Origin of the sequence: Hoeflea sp. (assembly GCF_039975035.1) — a bacterium.
Lineage (GTDB): Bacteria > Pseudomonadota > Alphaproteobacteria > Rhizobiales > Rhizobiaceae > Hoeflea.
The window spans coordinates 1-15,998 of sequence record NZ_JBDWHW010000253.1 but is presented as its reverse complement, the minus strand read 5'-3'; the positions used below and the strand labels follow the sequence as shown (position 1 = coordinate 15,998).

General features: G+C 51.7%; 14 protein-coding genes and 1 tRNA gene. 10 read left to right on the top strand and 5 right to left on the bottom strand.

What is annotated here, in order from left to right:
- The coding region (locus ABJN75_RS22740) for a GMC oxidoreductase (RefSeq protein WP_348441913.1) at positions 1–824 on the top strand (824 nt) is incomplete at its 5' end.
- Between the two features lie 429 nt (positions 825–1,253).
- Positions 1,254–1,865, top strand: a complete 612-nt coding sequence (locus ABJN75_RS22735) for a tyrosine-type recombinase/integrase (protein WP_348441912.1) — start codon at positions 1,254–1,256, stop codon at positions 1,863–1,865.
- 163 nt (positions 1,866–2,028) lie between these two features.
- Here the strand turns inward: ABJN75_RS22735 and ABJN75_RS22730 are convergent, their stop codons facing one another.
- The 4 genes from ABJN75_RS22730 to ABJN75_RS22715 all read right to left on the bottom strand — a co-directional run bounded on the left by ABJN75_RS22730 (position 2,029) and on the right by ABJN75_RS22715 (position 7,598).
- On the bottom strand, positions 2,029–2,997 hold the full coding sequence (locus ABJN75_RS22730; protein WP_348441911.1) for a helix-turn-helix transcriptional regulator: 969 nt from the start codon (positions 2,995–2,997) through the stop codon (positions 2,029–2,031).
- A gap of 120 nt (positions 2,998–3,117) precedes the next feature.
- Positions 3,118–4,815: an alkaline phosphatase family protein gene (locus ABJN75_RS22725; protein WP_348441910.1), complete on the bottom strand. Its 1,698-nt coding sequence runs from the start codon at positions 4,813–4,815 to the stop codon at positions 3,118–3,120.
- A 119-nt stretch (positions 4,816–4,934) separates the two neighbouring features.
- The gene (locus ABJN75_RS22720) at positions 4,935–6,446 is read right to left on the bottom strand and encodes a DUF1254 domain-containing protein (protein WP_348441909.1); all 1,512 of its coding nucleotides are present in this window, start codon (positions 6,444–6,446) and stop codon (positions 4,935–4,937) included.
- A 102-nt stretch (positions 6,447–6,548) separates the two neighbouring features.
- Complete coding sequence (locus ABJN75_RS22715; protein ID WP_348441908.1) at positions 6,549–7,598, bottom strand: DUF1214 domain-containing protein; 1,050 nt, start codon at positions 7,596–7,598, stop codon at positions 6,549–6,551.
- Between the two features lie 446 nt (positions 7,599–8,044).
- On the opposite strand from ABJN75_RS22715, the gene ABJN75_RS22710 reads away from it, so the two are divergent.
- From ABJN75_RS22710 to ABJN75_RS22675, 8 genes are all read left to right on the top strand, one after another.
- Positions 8,045–8,365 carry a DUF3302 domain-containing protein gene (locus ABJN75_RS22710; protein WP_348441907.1) on the top strand — a complete coding sequence of 107 codons (321 nt, stop codon included), beginning with the start codon at positions 8,045–8,047 and terminating at the stop codon, positions 8,363–8,365.
- Entirely contained in the window at positions 8,362–9,306 is a 945-nt protein-coding gene (locus tag ABJN75_RS22705) for an efflux RND transporter periplasmic adaptor subunit (protein WP_348441906.1), read from the top strand. Before ABJN75_RS22710 ends, ABJN75_RS22705 begins: the two co-directional genes overlap by 4 nt.
- Positions 9,307–9,416: 110 nt before the next feature.
- On the top strand, positions 9,417–9,884 hold the full coding sequence (locus tag ABJN75_RS22700; protein ID WP_348441905.1) for an MgtC/SapB family protein: 468 nt from the start codon (positions 9,417–9,419) through the stop codon (positions 9,882–9,884).
- A gap of 106 nt (positions 9,885–9,990) precedes the next feature.
- On the top strand, positions 9,991–10,329 hold the full coding sequence (locus tag ABJN75_RS22695) for a hypothetical protein (protein ID WP_348441904.1): 339 nt from the start codon (positions 9,991–9,993) through the stop codon (positions 10,327–10,329).
- Positions 10,322–11,548, top strand: a complete 1,227-nt coding sequence (locus ABJN75_RS22690; RefSeq protein WP_348441903.1) for a biotin/lipoyl-binding protein — start codon at positions 10,322–10,324, stop codon at positions 11,546–11,548. The genes ABJN75_RS22695 and ABJN75_RS22690 overlap by 8 nt, the downstream gene beginning before the upstream one ends.
- Positions 11,549–11,580: 32 nt before the next feature.
- The gene (yegS, locus tag ABJN75_RS22685; RefSeq protein ID WP_348441902.1) at positions 11,581–12,555 is read left to right on the top strand and encodes a lipid kinase YegS; all 975 of its coding nucleotides are present in this window, start codon (positions 11,581–11,583) and stop codon (positions 12,553–12,555) included.
- 921 nt (positions 12,556–13,476) lie between these two features.
- Positions 13,477–13,998 (top strand): DUF2924 domain-containing protein, encoded by a 522-nt coding sequence (locus tag ABJN75_RS22680; RefSeq protein ID WP_348441900.1) that lies wholly within the window; start codon positions 13,477–13,479, stop codon positions 13,996–13,998.
- Positions 13,995–15,686, top strand: a complete 1,692-nt coding sequence (locus tag ABJN75_RS22675; RefSeq protein WP_348441899.1) for a recombinase family protein — start codon at positions 13,995–13,997, stop codon at positions 15,684–15,686. Before ABJN75_RS22680 ends, ABJN75_RS22675 begins: the two co-directional genes overlap by 4 nt.
- A gap of 171 nt (positions 15,687–15,857) precedes the next feature.
- Here ABJN75_RS22675 and ABJN75_RS22670 read toward each other — a convergent pair.
- Positions 15,858–15,932, bottom strand: a tRNA-Gln gene (locus ABJN75_RS22670).
- Positions 15,933–15,998 lie beyond the last annotated feature (66 nt).

Sequence of the window (15,998 nt, the reverse complement as noted above, 5' to 3'; positions counted from 1 at the left end):
CGAAAATCTTGATGCTATCAGGTGTCGGCGAGGCTGATCACTTGAAGTCCAATGGTATAGAAGTTCAATCGAATCTACCCGGGGTTGGACAGAATCTGATAGATCACCCGGAAGTGCCTATCACAGCCTATGCAAATGGACCCTGGGGGTATTATCGCCAAGGCGCAGGATGGCGAATGCTCTGGAATGGCTTGCAATTCAAGGTCTTTGGCAGTGGCCGAATAACCTCTGCCGGTGTAGAGGCCGGCGCTTTTGTCAATCCGCGAAATCGCAGTGGGGCGCCAACCATCCAGGCATTCTGCGTTCCGATCGTATATCTCGATCGGGATGCCAAAACCGAACTCAAGGATGATTACGGTGTGACGGTAACGACGGTTGTTGTCAAACCAAAGTCACGCGGAGAGGTGCGATTATCGTCCGCCAATCCGGCAGACATGCCGAGCGTGTGTCCAAATCTTTTGAAAGACGAAACCGACATGCGAGAAATGATCGCAGGTCAGCGCTTCTTTTTGGAAGCATTCCGGGCAGATCCGCTTGCCTCCAAACTCAAAAAGATTGCTATACCGAACCCGGACGACACCTCGGATTCCGCACTCAGAGAACATTGCAAACGATTTGTCAAAACCAATTACCATCCAGCGGGGACAGCCCGCATGGGCGCAGACAACGATGAAATGGCCGTCCTGGATCCAAAAATGCGAGTTCGCGGAATAGACGGGCTGCGTGTGTGCGACATGTCAGCAGTTCCAGACATTAATGCGGGAAACACAAATGCCCCGGCAATGATGCTCGGGTCTCGATGCGCCGAGTTTATCTTGCATTAGCCGGAATGATGATTAGCGTTAGAAAATCTTTTCCAGAAAAGAATACGAAAACAAGTTTGGCCAAAAATCACGGGCCCACTTCGAGCGTGAAGCAAGATAGTCCGCTTGTTTGCAAAGGAATAGGTTCTGCTTTAGTGGGACAATCCGCAATACGAACATTGACTTGCATCGCAACAAACGTCAGCTCTCTACCCCCTATTTGACCTTCGGCATAGCCGCGGTGAGCGTCGGCTTTCGAGAACAAGACAAATCGGCTGAACGTCCAGTTTGGGGGCGCAAAGCTGCCTTGATTGAGACCACTGTCTATGGCGGCTATGGGCCGTTTCCGGTCTGCCGACGCATGCGGTATGCTTGGGTGTTCAAGTGTCTTGGACGTTGAGGCGGGACGGAGCGGTCAAGGAGACCGCTATGTCGTGTTCAAATCTACCCATGATCATTCCGGTTCGGAAAACATGGAACAAAGGGCGGCTGTTAGGTCAGAAACGTCCGCTGCTGCCAAAACACGTTTGGGCTATTCGAGTACGATTGGAGTTGGCAGGAGCCCTTCGCGATCTGGCACTGTTCAATCTAGCCATCGATAGCAAGCTGAGAGGCTGCGACCTGGTCAGTCTCCAGGTCGCGGATGTGTTCTCTGCGGGCGCAGTCAAAGAACGGGTGTCGATTGTACAAAGGAAAACGAGGACACCTGTCCGGTTTGAAATCTGTGACGGGACTCGGAAATCACTCCTGCAATGGATCCATCACCCAATGATGATCGGACATGAGTATCTATGGCCAGGACGGTTTCATGACCGTCCGCATATCTCGACCCGGCAATATGCGCGTCTGTTAAAAGGATGGGTGAAGTCGATTGGATTGGAACCCAGTGCATATGGCACCCATTCCATGCGCCGGACCAAGGTTGCTCAAATCTATAAAAAGACAGGCAACTTGCGGGCCGTCCAACTGCTTCTGGGTCACACGAAGATGGACAGCACTGTCCGATATCTCGGCGTGGATCTGGAGGACGCACTTTCGATCTCAGAGAGCGTTGAGATCTAACCAGAAGGGCCGGTTAAAACCGGCCCAGGCGTCCAGTGCATAGAAACAAGCATGTTCGTTCAGAGGCAAGTTCGGCCCATTGCGGCCATCTGAGAACATGAAATCCAAAGACCGCTTTGAGATCTCGAACTTACGGCCGCGCAATTTCTGGAGGTTGGATTGTTTAACGCCGCGCCGTGAGATGAGGGCTTATTGTCCTGGTTGGTCCAGCCAATGTTGCAGACGGGTACTCATCAAACAACTGTCTATAAGCAGCGGCAAAGCGACCGAGATCAAAGAAACCGAGGGACATAGCTACCTTGCTGACGCTGGTGTCATTTGGGCCGGAAGCTCTGAAGCGCCGACGCGCAGCATGAAGTCGCCACTTCTTAAGAAGTTGAATCACTGTACAGTCAAATTGATCGCGGATACCGCGTTCGAGCGTACGCTCATTGACGTCCGCGGAACTGCATAGGTCCCGAACCGAAATGCATTCACCTTCTATGGCTCGAAGATATTCCAATGCGGCGGAAACTGCCGCGGATTGTGCTCCCGGTTTTCCAGCTAGCGTGGTTTCATCTCCCGGCAGCACGGCGCTCGAGATTGCTCGTTCAATGCTATCTTGCATTGTGTCTATCCGATGTTGCGTGTGATTGGAAACCTCATTCGGCGAAATACGAAAAACATCGCGTATCGCTCCATATAGACGTGATATCTCTACCTGCGAGGAACCAATTGCAAAACTTCGGCTTTTGGCGAGTAGTTTTTCTACTGATAGTGCAAGGGATGGCTCAAATTGAAATGAAAGGTCCAATTGAACGCTGAAAATTTCCAGGTCACCCTGATACTTCGCTTCGTATAGGTCGTCTGTCACCGAATAAAGGTGACCAGATTTAGTAGTTTGACCGCAAAAACTAGCTTTCCCCTGATTGAAAACTGGAATTGCCAAAATGAGTTGATCTTGGGGCGGCATACCAATCAGTCTCATGCCACTGTTGTAGGTCTCTTGGCACAAGGTCATTCCGGGAAAGGACGCGTACTCAAACTCAAAAGACCGGTTCGCGGAACCGTCGCAGTCGACCAACAGGTGCCATGGCGCTAGGGCCATTTCGAGTTCAGACGGATCTTTTGATGAAAAATCGCCAATCTGCATTTCAGGGCACGCTTACCGGGAAGGACAGTCTGAACCAAACTTGATCTTAATAGCAAGTACAGACGTTAAGCTATAGCTATCCCGTTATTGATGCCCGCATTTTGTTACGCAGGCATTCAATCAACGTGAGTTCTCCAAAACTTCGGGCAAGACATCACCACTTGCGCCGGAAGGCGGAACGGTTCCGGCAACAGCAGCCAAGGTCTTTGCGATGTCAATTGTCTGAATACGCCTCGTGACCTTTTGTGGCTCCAGTCCGAACCCGGCGAAAACTATTGGCACGAACGTATCATAATTCCAAGGCGTGCCATGGGTAACTGTAATCGTCAGTCCATCCAGATCTGCGATGAAGTAGCCTGGATCGTTCACCAGCATGATATTGCCTGAACGCAACGGGTGATGGTTGTTGCGAACGGCCCTTGCGGGCAAGGTATCAGGCAAAGTTCCGCGTTCAACATCTTTTGCCGTTACAGCCATTGCTATGCCGTCAAAAGCTGCAACTTCATTGGCCACTGCTGTTTCCAGAGCATCCAGATCGATCGATGGATCGCTCAGTAGATCATTTGCAAGGTATAGGTATGGATGGCTATAGGAGCCGATCAATGGACCATCTATCCCGAACGTTTCTTTCAATCGGGAGATCGCAGGTTCAGTGTCCCAAGTATCGACCCGGATTATACCGGATTCTGAACCAATGCTTTCCAAATATCCCGGCGCTTCAGGGGCCCCGTGATCGGCAGACAAGACGACCAGTGTGTTGTTCAGGCCGATTATTTGATCCACATAGGCAAGGAGGTCTGCAAGCGTTCGATCAAGCTGCAACAATCCGTCCTCGCTCTCGAGGCTGGAGGGGCCAAACACATGGCCAATGTAGTCCATCGCAGAATAACTGACGGACAGGAAGTCCGTAATGTCATCCTGACCGAGCCCTTCGGCATCAATCAACGCCTTGGCGAAATCGGTTGTGAGCCTGTCTCCGACCGGGCTGATGGTCAAGAAAGTCGTGTAGTACGGATCTTCGAACCAACCAAATTCGTGCGGGAATGTGCGCCCGTACCCAGCAACATCCGTTTCCCATGGCTGGTCGTCGCGATCTGCAAAAAGATATGTTTCCCGAGGATGTAAGAGCGTCCAGGCCTTTCCGGTGTAGATAAAGGGTTCGTTTTTTATATTCCACTCTTTCACCCACTCCGGATATTCCCGATAGTAATAATCGGACGTTACGAATTGGGCCGTCCCTTTTGAAAACCAGAATGCTTTTCCGGCTCGGCCTGCCAGTGGAACTGCTCCGCGATCCTTGACTGAAACCCCAAATACCTTAGCCTTTCCAGCCGAGTATGAGGACAGTTCATCGGCAAATGTTGTCGCCATAAGGGCGCGCGGCGAGCGTCCATCGCTCGTTGCCGCAGCCTGGGTACCATCCAACTCGGTCTCGCTGTTTATTCCTGCCCCTTCAGATAACAGAGGATAATCAGGGTCTTCTATGTTGTAGACGACATGGCCTTTTTCCCGATCGAACCACAGATTGCCGACCATGCCGTGTACAGAGGGATGGGCACCAGTTGCGAGCGTTGCATGGCCAACGATAGTTTCCAGGTTAGCGTGGCCATGGTGGGCATCAATATAGTGAACACCTTGATCAAGGAGATACTTGAAGCCGCCTTCACCCAACCGGTCATAATATCGTCCGGGAAGATCACCTCTGAGCTGATCCACGGTGATTTGAAGGATCAGCTTCGGCTTATCCTGCGCCATCGTGCTGGTTCCGCAAACAGCAAGAGTTGTCGCGAAAGCGAGTGTGACGAACACGTTTTTCATGGATATCTGGCCTGTCCCTCAGCTTCCCACCGTCACCATTTCAGGCGATCACCGGCACATAGTTTTTGCACACAAGAGAGGCGCAAGCTTTGCCTTCCGGCGATCATTTGGCAAAAAACTTATTCTACAACTGTGAAGTCGCTTGGCTTCCAGGACCTGTCGAACCAGGGCTCCAGTGGACCGTAAAGGCGGACGATTGAGCTGAAGGTTTTTCCAGGCATGGTCTGGACCCAATTGCTCTCCTTTCCTTCAGGAGGTGTCGATGAGAACCAGATGGTGTAGGAACCATCATCATTCGGCTGCAAACCTTCCCTGAAGTTGTCTATCCCCGCTTCAATCTGGTCAGTTTCCAGTAGGCTTCGGTGTTGGTTTGAATAGACCGTGAATGACCAGAAATCCTTGGCGGGAATTGGCGCGGGCATGGTGACCGTATAGACCTTGTCACCTGACAGATATTCGCCGTTTTCATCCTGAGCTGTAAAAGCATATGTCGAACCCGTTCCGACGGCCGATTGCGCCATTGCCGGGGTGACGCCGATTGCCATGTAGTGGAAGAAGGTCCGCCAATCCGGAACAAGCGTTCCTGCCTTATTTTCAAACAGGTAGCTTTCCGGCGCATAGGGTGAGAACCACTGACGATCGTCCCAGAAAAAGAGCTCACGATCGCGAGGGGTGTAGCTGACCGCACGAGCCGTAGCGTTGCCTACAGCCGCGGAATCGACCAGGATTTTTTTCATTCGCGGATCTGGGTCGAAAGATTTGTCTTTTTCAATGCCGATCGAGGCCCAGAGCGCGGTATTGTCACGGGTAAAGGCACTCGCCGGTTCATATTGGACGGTGGCGTTCAGTTCTTCGTAGAACTCGAAGTCATTGGCGTGGATCGTATTGTACTGCACGCCCGCGAGGTTCACGAAATCCGGCGCAGGCGGGTTGTCAGCCTGAGCGAGAGGGTAGAGGCGCCAGCTCTTCTTGACATGATCGACGGTCAGCGGGATGTCCTCATCGATCACAAAGGCACGCATCAATAACCCATTGCGATATGATGGGGTGCGGACAATGAAATAGCCCTCGTCCGGCAGGTCACCTTTATAGGAATCGTGGACGAAGAGATACTTGCCGCCTTGACCTTTATCCGGACCAGTGAAGCCAACATCCGCGACGAAGCGGAAATAGGCATCCATCACCGGGCCAAGCACCCCTGCGGGCACTTCCATAACGGTTGGACCATCCTTAACGTTGATTTCCGCAATGCCGTAAAGCGTCGTTGTGTTTGGTGTCAGCCAAAGTGAGCGGGCATCGAACATGCCTTCATGAACACCGAGGCTGTACGTGTCCATTCCGGCCTGTTTCATACCTTCGAGGTAGCCATACATGGAAGCAGCAGGAATACCGGTCAGAAATGTCTCTACGCCCCGGTAGAAATCGAGATTGTCAAAGACCTTCTCAACCGTTTCGGGGCTTGGTGCGCCGTCGTCAAAGTTCAACGTACCAAGAGCCCGTGTTTCGACGATATCAGGCGTCATTACGGATGTGGGGACATCCGCTGCGAATTTCGGCTCTTTTGCCTGAGATGTCATAGGAAACACCATTAATGATGCCGCAATTGCGGATTTGAGAAATTGTGCTTTCATGCTCGCCACATTTGAATTCGCTATTTCATGCCACCTAGCGGCAATCGAAAACTGTTCTGAGGACCTGCGGCCAACATGACAATGGCCGCAGGCTTGAACTGATTAGTTCGTGATCGTCATATCGGGCAGGACATATTCCCCGGCGCTAACACTCGGTGTCGGGCCATAGACGCGCATCAGGACCGAGAAATTGTCGACGGTGTCGAGACGGTTGGGCACGTTACCGCAAGCTTCAGCCGAACCATAATGGGCGGTGAAGGTCCCGTCGGCATTCATCTTTGTCGTACCATCGTTCAAAACGGCCCGATCGTCGCTGAACATGTAACCTTCGGAGTTGTACATGGTGATCGACCAGAAGTGACGGTGTTCCGGCACATCGTATGTCGCAGTGTAGCAAACCTCGCTGGCGTTCGCGCCTTCGGGGCTGGGTTGCAGGATGTAGACGGTTTCATAATCCGGGAACAGGCCCCAGGAACTGGCAACAGCGATCCGGTGGTGTTCGGGTGTGGTGGCCTCGGACTCTCGTGTGTCCTGCCAGGTTGGAGGATATTGCCTGAAGTCGCGAGCCTTTGCTTCGTATTCAGCGCGCATTTCCAGCATTTTCGCCCAGTCCCAGGTTACGTCGAGCGGCTCATGACTACCGGAAACTACGTTCACCTGGCGCAGGATATTCCGCGCAATCTTGATGTCGTCCTTGTCGTTGGGATCACGAACCTGAATGCGCGGAATGACGGAGACCCAACGCGTATCTTGAGGACCAAAATGATAGGTGCCCGGAACCGACAGGATATCGACAGTGAAATGGTCTTGGTCGAGGATATAGATCGACGCATAACGTCCGTCTGGCACTTGCGGCAAGGTGACGGTGAAGCCTTCGCTGGTATCTACCGGGATACCGGAATAAAGAGTGTCACGGTTCATGCGCGGAACGACCTGGCGGTCGGTTGGCGTAGGAACTGCATAAAACACACCGCGGTTCATGCCTCCCGCCTGCTGAAACGCAAGGATGCGTGCATCCACTTCAGCGCGAATAAACGTGTCTTCATTGACTGCCTTGACCTCCATGTCACCGAAATCGCCTGCGAAAACGGATGTTGTTGCTGCTATCAAGGTTGTTGCAGTCTTGAATGCCAATATCTTCCCGCTAAACATCAATTCCAGTCCTTCGCTAAGTGTCCAAACGGAATACAATTGTCGAAGTCGTCGACAAAAATGGATTTCGAAAAATCCTTCACACGAGTAATTGCCCGTAACTTGATCGAGTTCTACGTAATTTCCGACAAAAACCGGAATTTTAAACTTCTTGGAATTTTTTTGATAGTTGCAGTTCCAATTTTGCGTCTGATCCGCCGCTTTTTCATAAACCTCGGCTCTGCACCGCACTTAATATCAGATAGCTGGTTTTTCCTTGAAGGGAGAAATTGCGATCAGTTTGACAACCCAACAAAACTTCAGAACTAACTGTCGGAAATTACGTAGCCGAATTCGGTCTATCGGGGCAGATTAGTAAAAAAGTTGACTTGAAATGAGTTTCGAAACTTCAGGCGTTCAAAGCAATAAGCTTTTCAAATTCGCAATCGCAATAGTAGGAGCGTTCAATGGCCGGCATAGAGTTATTTTCACTATTTGTTCTGGCAGTCCTGCTACTAGCAGGAATTGCAGCGTTGGTTTTCTTAGCGATGTTGCCGGGTAGAATTGCCAAATCTCGCGACCACCCACAAGCCGAGGCGATTACCATAGGCGGTTGGATAGGTCTGATATTTGGCGGAGTTTTTTGGCCGGTTGTGCTTATTTGGGCATTTTTGAAGCCGGTCAGCTTGAGTAGACAGCCGCTCAACGATGCCGATTTTGTTACACTCTTTCACCGGTTAAATGAACTTGAAACTTCAGTGGCAAGTAAGAAGGAAATGCGCCTGTGATCGTCTTCTTCACACTTTGTTACGTTGTAGTTCTCGCGATTCTTGTATGGCGAAAGGTACTCCCAAACACGATGGGAACATGGCTTACGACGCTCGTCTGGGCACTGATTTTGTTATTTTTTCTTTTTATTCCGATGCAATGGGGCGCTCCCTCTGGCTCGGTACGTCTTGCTGCACATACTATTCAGATAATACCCAATGTGGCAGGACCAGTATTGGATGTTTCCGTGAAACCAAATACACCGGTGAAGAAAGGAGACGTTCTGTTCACAATTGATCCGACTCCCTTCGCTGCGGCGGTCAGGGCTAAACAAGCGCAACTGGATTTTCAAAAACTGCGGCTCGAACAATTTTCAACATTGGCTGAGCGCAATACAGGCACACTTTTTCAGGTCGAAGAAGCGGTATCGAGGGTCGCTCAACTATCAGCGGAGCTGCAAGCAGCCGAGTGGAATTTGGAGCAAACGAACGTCCGCGCTCCTTCGGATGGATTTGCGACGACAATCGGCTTGCGCCCTGGCCAGCGAGTGCTGACTTTCCCACTTCAGCCTGCAATGACCTTCATCGACACGTCGGAACGGGCTTTTGCTCTACAGATTCAACAGATCTACAAGCGTCACCTTAAAGTAGGGCAACCTGTTGAAGTGACACTCAAGACTAGGCCTGGAATAGTGTTTAGCGGTCGTGTCGAGGCCGTCGTAAGGGCGACAGCTGGATCGCAAATCATCCCAGGTGGCACAGTTATCCCGGCCCAAAACATTATTGCGGAACCCTTCTGGGTGCGCGTGGAATTGAAAGACAAAGACATCGTTCAATCCCTGGCCTCTGGAGCGGCCGGTACGGCGGCGGTTTATACGGGGAGCGCTACAATGACCCATATTATTCGGAAAGTGATGATCAGGATGGAGAGTTACGTGAACTACGTGAATCCATGGCTCTGAAATTGGGCAACACTATTAAACGCGGGCTAGTTATTGGCTCTAAAGTTCCCGGTTTGAAATCGGAATTCTGGACACTTGATCCCTAAAGGCTGTCGAAAGCATTGTTGCCCATGGACTTCTCACACGAGATTTTTGCAGTGTATCTTTGGCGGTTTGGAGCGGCCATTTTGTGCGGTAGCATAATCGGTTTGGAGCGCCAGTTGCTTGGGAAAACCATCGGGCTTCGGGTTTGTATCCTCGTCGTGTTAACCACGTCTTTTTTTGTAACCATGGCTAGTGAACTTGCGACGCAAAATGGAGACATCGCACGCGTTGTTGCAGCTATCGTGACAGGAGTAGGCTTCCTGGGGGCTGGAGTTATCTTTCGCGGTAGGGGGCATGTTTCAGGAATAACGACCGCGACTCTGATCTGGTCGCTTGCGGCGGTCGGCTGTGCGATAGGTCTTGGTCACCCAGGCGTTGCTCTTATTGCCACTTTGGCCGTCATCACGGTTTGGCTACTTGTAGACGCGGCCGAACACTTTTTTCCTGCACTGCGACAAAACAGTAATCTGCGCCAGGAGCAGGGGGACGACTAGGTACAGAGAACCCGTATTTCATCATGCGGTGGGTAGGACAGTCGGTGTTGACCATTTGCTTATGGTGCCAACCTTAAATTTAAAGCCCCTAAATCCGGAGGCATACGTGGAGACTACTATTTCACAAGACGCATTGGAACGGCTTCAGTTTTGGGTGACGGCTCCGGGCAAAACCGACTTGTTGCTCGTCGGCGTAGGTGGTTTCCTACTGTTTGCGCTGATGGCGTTTGGTGCGCTTTACCTGACCATTCAAGCAATTCCCGAGAAAATGGCTGCGGGCACACACAAAGTGCAAATGCAGTTGGTTGGGATCCTTGGGCTGATTTCGCTGTTCACCTTGAACAATGCGTTTTGGATCGCAGCAATACTGATTGCTGTTGTCCCCTTGCACGAGATTTTCCCGTTGAAACCCTCAACGGCAACAGAGGGAAAAGACAATGCTTGAGCTCATGCTTTCAGCACTTTTCACTGTTGTCCCGGATTTTCTCTACAGGCGTTATGTCCAGAAAAAAAGATGGGGTCACGAAATAACGCTTTTTAATGTCTGGTACGAACTGCGGTGGGGACTGACGGCTTGTACCATTCTGGCGATCAGCCTGATTACGATAATTTTCTTCTACCATCCCACTACCAGCAATATTTCTGTCACCTTTAGGACGCTCACAGTGCTGTCAGAACGTGGTGGGCGTGTGGACAAAGTCTTTGTTCGCAATAATGCGAAAGTAAAGGCGGGCGATCCGATATTCAGCCTCGACAAAACTCGCCAAGAAGCTGCTGCTAATACGCTGCTTCGGCGATTGGACGAAATTGAAGCCGCACTCGGTCTGGTTGGAACCGAAATCGCGGGTGCCGCTGCCCAATTTGAGGCTGCTGAGGTTGATCTAAGGCAGGCAGAAGATGATTTAGAACGGCGAATGTTGGTTGCTGAGCGGAATCGAAACGTTGTGAGTGAGCAAGAACTGACGCAGCTTAAAACGAAAGTTTCCCGAGCGCAGAGCCAGAAAGAAGTTGCCCTGGCGACGCTCACAGGCGCGAGACTTCGGCAGTCGAGCGTATTACCCGCGCAACGAGAAAGCGCGCGTGCAGTTCTTAGGGAAGCGGAAAACGAGATCGCAAAGTCTACCGTGATTGCGCAGGTGGACGGAACAATGACGCAATTCCTGCTGAAACCGGGTGACATCGTCAATCCGATCTTGCGACCAGCCGGCATCCTGGTTCCCGAAGTATCTGGGAAGGGGCGGCTCGTGGCAGCCTTTCGGCAGATATCAGCCAATGTCCTGAAGCCAGGCATGCTCGTGGAAATCACTTGCGCGTCGAAACCACTAAATGTGATTCCCATGGTCATTGACGAAGTGCAGGAAGCCATTGCTGCGGGGCAATTCAGGCCCGGCGACGCACTATTGGACCAACAGGATCGAGCACGGCCTGGAACAGTGACCGCACTTCTCAAGCCGGTTTTTCCAAAACATTTGGAGGGGGTGCCATTGGGCAGTGCTTGCGCAGGTGTTGCCTATTCCAATCGGGCGGAGAAAATTGAAACAGGAGCAATATCAGGTATTTCGGCGGTTGTGGCGAGGATTGTTGATGGAATGGGCATCGCAAATGCGATCGTTGTCCGGGTACAAGCCATTCTTTTGCCGGTTAAGGCCTTGGTATTTTCATAGCAGTGCTACCGCAAGCGCTTGTCTGACTATGCTTGAATAGACCTCGTCGTAGGCCCTCACAGTTCCTGAAAACGTTTGTAGATACAAATCGAGCTAATCAGAAAGGTATTTTCAAATTGTCAGACACAGTTCTCATTCTCAATAAGAAACACTGCATGAGAGACGACATTGACAGCGCGGTTAGACAGATACGCGCTGAGGGTCATGACATCGCAGTCAGAATTCCCTGGGAATTTGATGATATCATCAGGATCTTCGATCACGCGCTCTCAACTGGTACACGCCGTGTCATCGCGGCCGGTGGTGATGGCACCGTCAACACGGTGATCAATTTGATTGTTGATCGAAAAGCACAGGATGAAATCGAGCTTTCGTTGCTGCCTCTTGGAACCGCAAATGATTTTGCCCGCGGTACTGACATTCCGGTCGGTGATCCAGTCGGTGCTCTGCGCTTGGCGTGCTCAGGGTCAGCGCAAGCAATCGACGTTGGCATTGTCAACGGTAGACACTTCGTGAACGTAGCCAGCGGTGGTATCGGTGCAGAAATCACATCGACGACCCCTTCTGACTTAAAACGTATGCTCGGCGGAGCGGCTTACTCACTTATGGGACTGGTCAAAGCATCGGAATTGACTCCATATGAAGCAAAGGTTGTCACTTCCGATGGTGATGAAGAAGGAAAGATTCTTCTTGTTTCCATTGGAAATAGCCGCTTCGCAGGAGGTGGATTCGATGTAGCACCGAAAGCGAGCTTAATTGATGGTCTTTTGGACCTCGCGGTTGTTACAACACCGAAAGACGGTGATCTAGACACATTGGTCGATGAATTGGCCGACCCGTTCAATGAAGCCAACAAGGTTCTCCACTATCGGCAGTTGAACGAATGTGTCATCGAAACAAAACAACCTCTGCCGATGAATCTTGACGGCGAACCAACGCTGGACACCCGCTTTGAGTTCAAGATCAAGCCTAAATGCATCAAAATGGTGTTGGGTCAGGTGTTTTGATGCATCAAAATGCTGACCAGCATATGACATGCGTCAACTCGAAGTGCCGGAATGGTTCTCCCCACCAAAACGCCAGTTAGGTCATACTAATAGGCTGATCGATAAATGAAACAGGCAACTCCACTGTTTTCCAGGAGCATTCTGTCATATGCAATCGCTATTGCGTCCACTCCCAATGAAACTTCCGAAAGCTCCATTGCGGACATTCGTTCACACCGCAGCGAATGGCTGGTTCCCGCCAATAAACGACTTGCAGTTCTTCGCTCCCGCCCATAAACGACTTGCAGTTCTTCGCTTAAGGAAGCTATGGGTTTGGTCGGCGCCCATGTATCGGATGCCTCCGCTTTATGTGTGGCGCGAGATGAATTCGCTTTCAGATTTCATTTCCGGGAGTATTTCCGGCTCTCGGGGCGCCAACATCATTTCAGATCCTGCCCGCCTCGCTCAGTGGAACCACTTGACCAGTGGATTCTGACTTTTCTACTGAACGGAGGCTGGAATGAACTTTGTTCCTGATTGGCTAACCCTACCCAAAATCCGCAAAACGGCGATTTCCGGATCAAAACTACACATCGTCCCGCGGCCTCAACCGGGTCCGGAAGTTGTTGTTGGCTCTGATGTCCGTGCGCGAAATTCGACATCCATTGGCTACAGAGGATCCTCACCCCCTCCATCCACGGCCTCTCATTCCTGTTCGGCCAAACACCTTGAGATCCTGGATCTGATTGATATGCCAAACGGCATCAGGTGCTCGGTTCTGGCCCAAAGGCTGGGCTGGAAGGTCCCGAGCGTTCGCGCTGCCATCAGCAGACTTCGGGCCACTGGATATGAAATCGAAACCCTGGCGTCCTCCTCCACCGGAGAAACCATCTATCGCTGCAGAAGACAGACAGCGCCGCAAACTAAAACAAAGGTAGGAGGATGAGGGTGACCATGGGCAAGCACAGCGCGGAGCGCCGGGTATATCCCAAGGGAACTGACGTTGAGACTGAGACAACTCCAGGGAAACATAAGTTGAAAAACCGGGAAGACGTTGTCCGCGACTGGGTCCTGCAGTTTGGCAGTTGTCCCCCCAGAAATATCTCAACCGTATTTATGCGCCGCGCTCTCTCATTCGAAAGCCAATGCGCCAGCAATCCGGCCCTTAAAAGGCTTTCAAAGATACTTCAAAGGGATTTTAAGTCTGGATTGAACATCAGGTCCTCCGGCTTGTGCCTGTCTGAGGGCAGCCACCTTGTCCGCCAATGGAATGGCAGGACCTACCAGGTCGAAGTGCTGGACACTGGTTTTGTCATGGATGGCAAGTCCTATCGATCCCTTTCCTCAATCGCCAAAAAGATCACTGGAACAAACTGGTCGGGACCAAGGTTCTTTGGGTTGAAGAGTCGGAAAACAGCTCGAAGGGACCGTGCTGGAACAGGCAGGGAAACCAACAGACCATGAAGAAGGTCCGCTGCGCCATCTATACGCGAAAATCCTCTGAAGAGGGTCTGGATCAGGACTTCAACTCGCTGGATGCACAGCGGGAGGCTTGTAGCGCTTACATCAGCAGTCAAAAACAGGAAGGTTGGGTGCTGTTGGACAAGCACTATGATGATGGCGGGTTGTCCGGCGGCACCATGAACCGCCCTGCCTTGCAGCGGCTTCTTCAGGATGTCGATGAGGGTTTGGTCGATCAGATCGTTGTCTACAAGATCGACCGGTTGACGCGGTCGCTCACCGACTTTGCCAAACTGGTCGACCGGCTGGACAAACAGAACACGTCCTTTGTCTCTGTCACGCAAAGCTTCAACACCGCCACCAGCATGGGACGATTGACCCTGAATGTCCTTCTGTCCTTCGCCCAGTTCGAACGGGAAGTCACAGCAGAGCGGATCCGGGACAAGATTGCCGCCTCCAAGAAAAAAGGCATGTGGATGGGCGGTCTGGTGCCTTTGGGCTACCGGGCAAACGGAAGAACGCTAGAGATTGACCCTGAAGAGGCAAAGACCGTTGCCAAACTGTTTGAGCTGTATCTGGAATTGGGCACCGTTGCTGCGGTGAAAGACCAAGCTGATGTACACGGTCTTGCCACACGAAAACGAACAACGAAATCAGGCAAGATGTTTGGAGGCAAACCGTTTGATGTGTCGCATCTCCATGCCGTTCTCACCAACCCAATTTACTGCGGCCAGATCCGCCATAAGAACCAGATCTACCAGGGTCTGCATCCAGCTATTATTAACCAAGAAACCTGGGAGAAAGTCCAGCTGCTCCTTGCAGGCAACGCGGCTTATGAACGTGGCAAGGGGACACGAGTAACAGCCCCTTCCCCATTGATGGGTAAGCTGTTTGATGAGGCGGGCAAGAAGCTTGTGCCAAGCCACGCCAAGAAGGAAGGCAGACGGTATCGGTATTATGTGTCTCAGGACCGGATCAAGCCGTCTCCAAAGTGCCGGGACAATAGCTCAAACCAGACTGCCGGAACAGACGGTTGGCGATTGGCGGCCCCTGACCTAGAAGCCAAACTGTCAGCGGCCATACACCAACATCTCAACACCAAAGGTGCGATTGGGCTGCTCGACAAACCAGTTTCTGACGTCTCGACTATAGACTTGGTCGACAGGCAACTGGCCGGAATGTGCGGCAAACCTGACAACGAAACACTTGACCATGTCAAACGCTGCACATTGGAACCGGGATGCCTATCGCTTGAACTTGAGTGCGAAGCCTTGGCCCGGCAGATCAATGTTCCTCCCGCAAAAATCAATCCATCTGCGCTACGGACCACGCTCCCGTTCACCCGCCGCAAACGCGGTGTGGAGGGAAAGCTCATTATTGGCGCAAGTTCCGGTAAGCCTAAAGACACATCCACCGCGAAAGACAAAACGCTCATCAAGAACATCAGGTCAGCCAATCGTTGGTATCAGGCTGTTCAAGACGGGAAAAGCTTTACCGAGATTGCTACAAGCGATGCTGTGTCGGCCAATACAGTCCAACGCATGATTACGCTGGCGTTCCTGGCTCCGGATATCGTCCGTGACATTTTCGAGGGCAAACAACCGGTCGCCCTGACATCGGACTGGCTCTTGCGCCAGACGTTACCAAGCGACTTTGAAGAACAGCGTGCCGTAATTCGTTCTCTCGGCTAGCCAGCCACTTCCAAACTCCATGCGCAAAAAACGCAAACTGAGACTTTTGCGATTTAACCCAAGTGTAAACGCTACACCTATCCTCGGCTGGAAAACAGAGACGGCATAAGGCTTTGCGACGTCGGGCAAATACCGGCGTATCAGGATGAATTATTGAAATTCTCGGGAAAATGGCTGGGGTGGAAGGATTCGAACCTTCGCATGGCGATACCAAAAACCGCTGCCTTACCGCTTGGCTACACCCCAATGCCGTGGGAACGCTGTATAGCGATCTCGTTTGAGAAGCGCAAGCCTCTCCTGCCCTATTCTTGT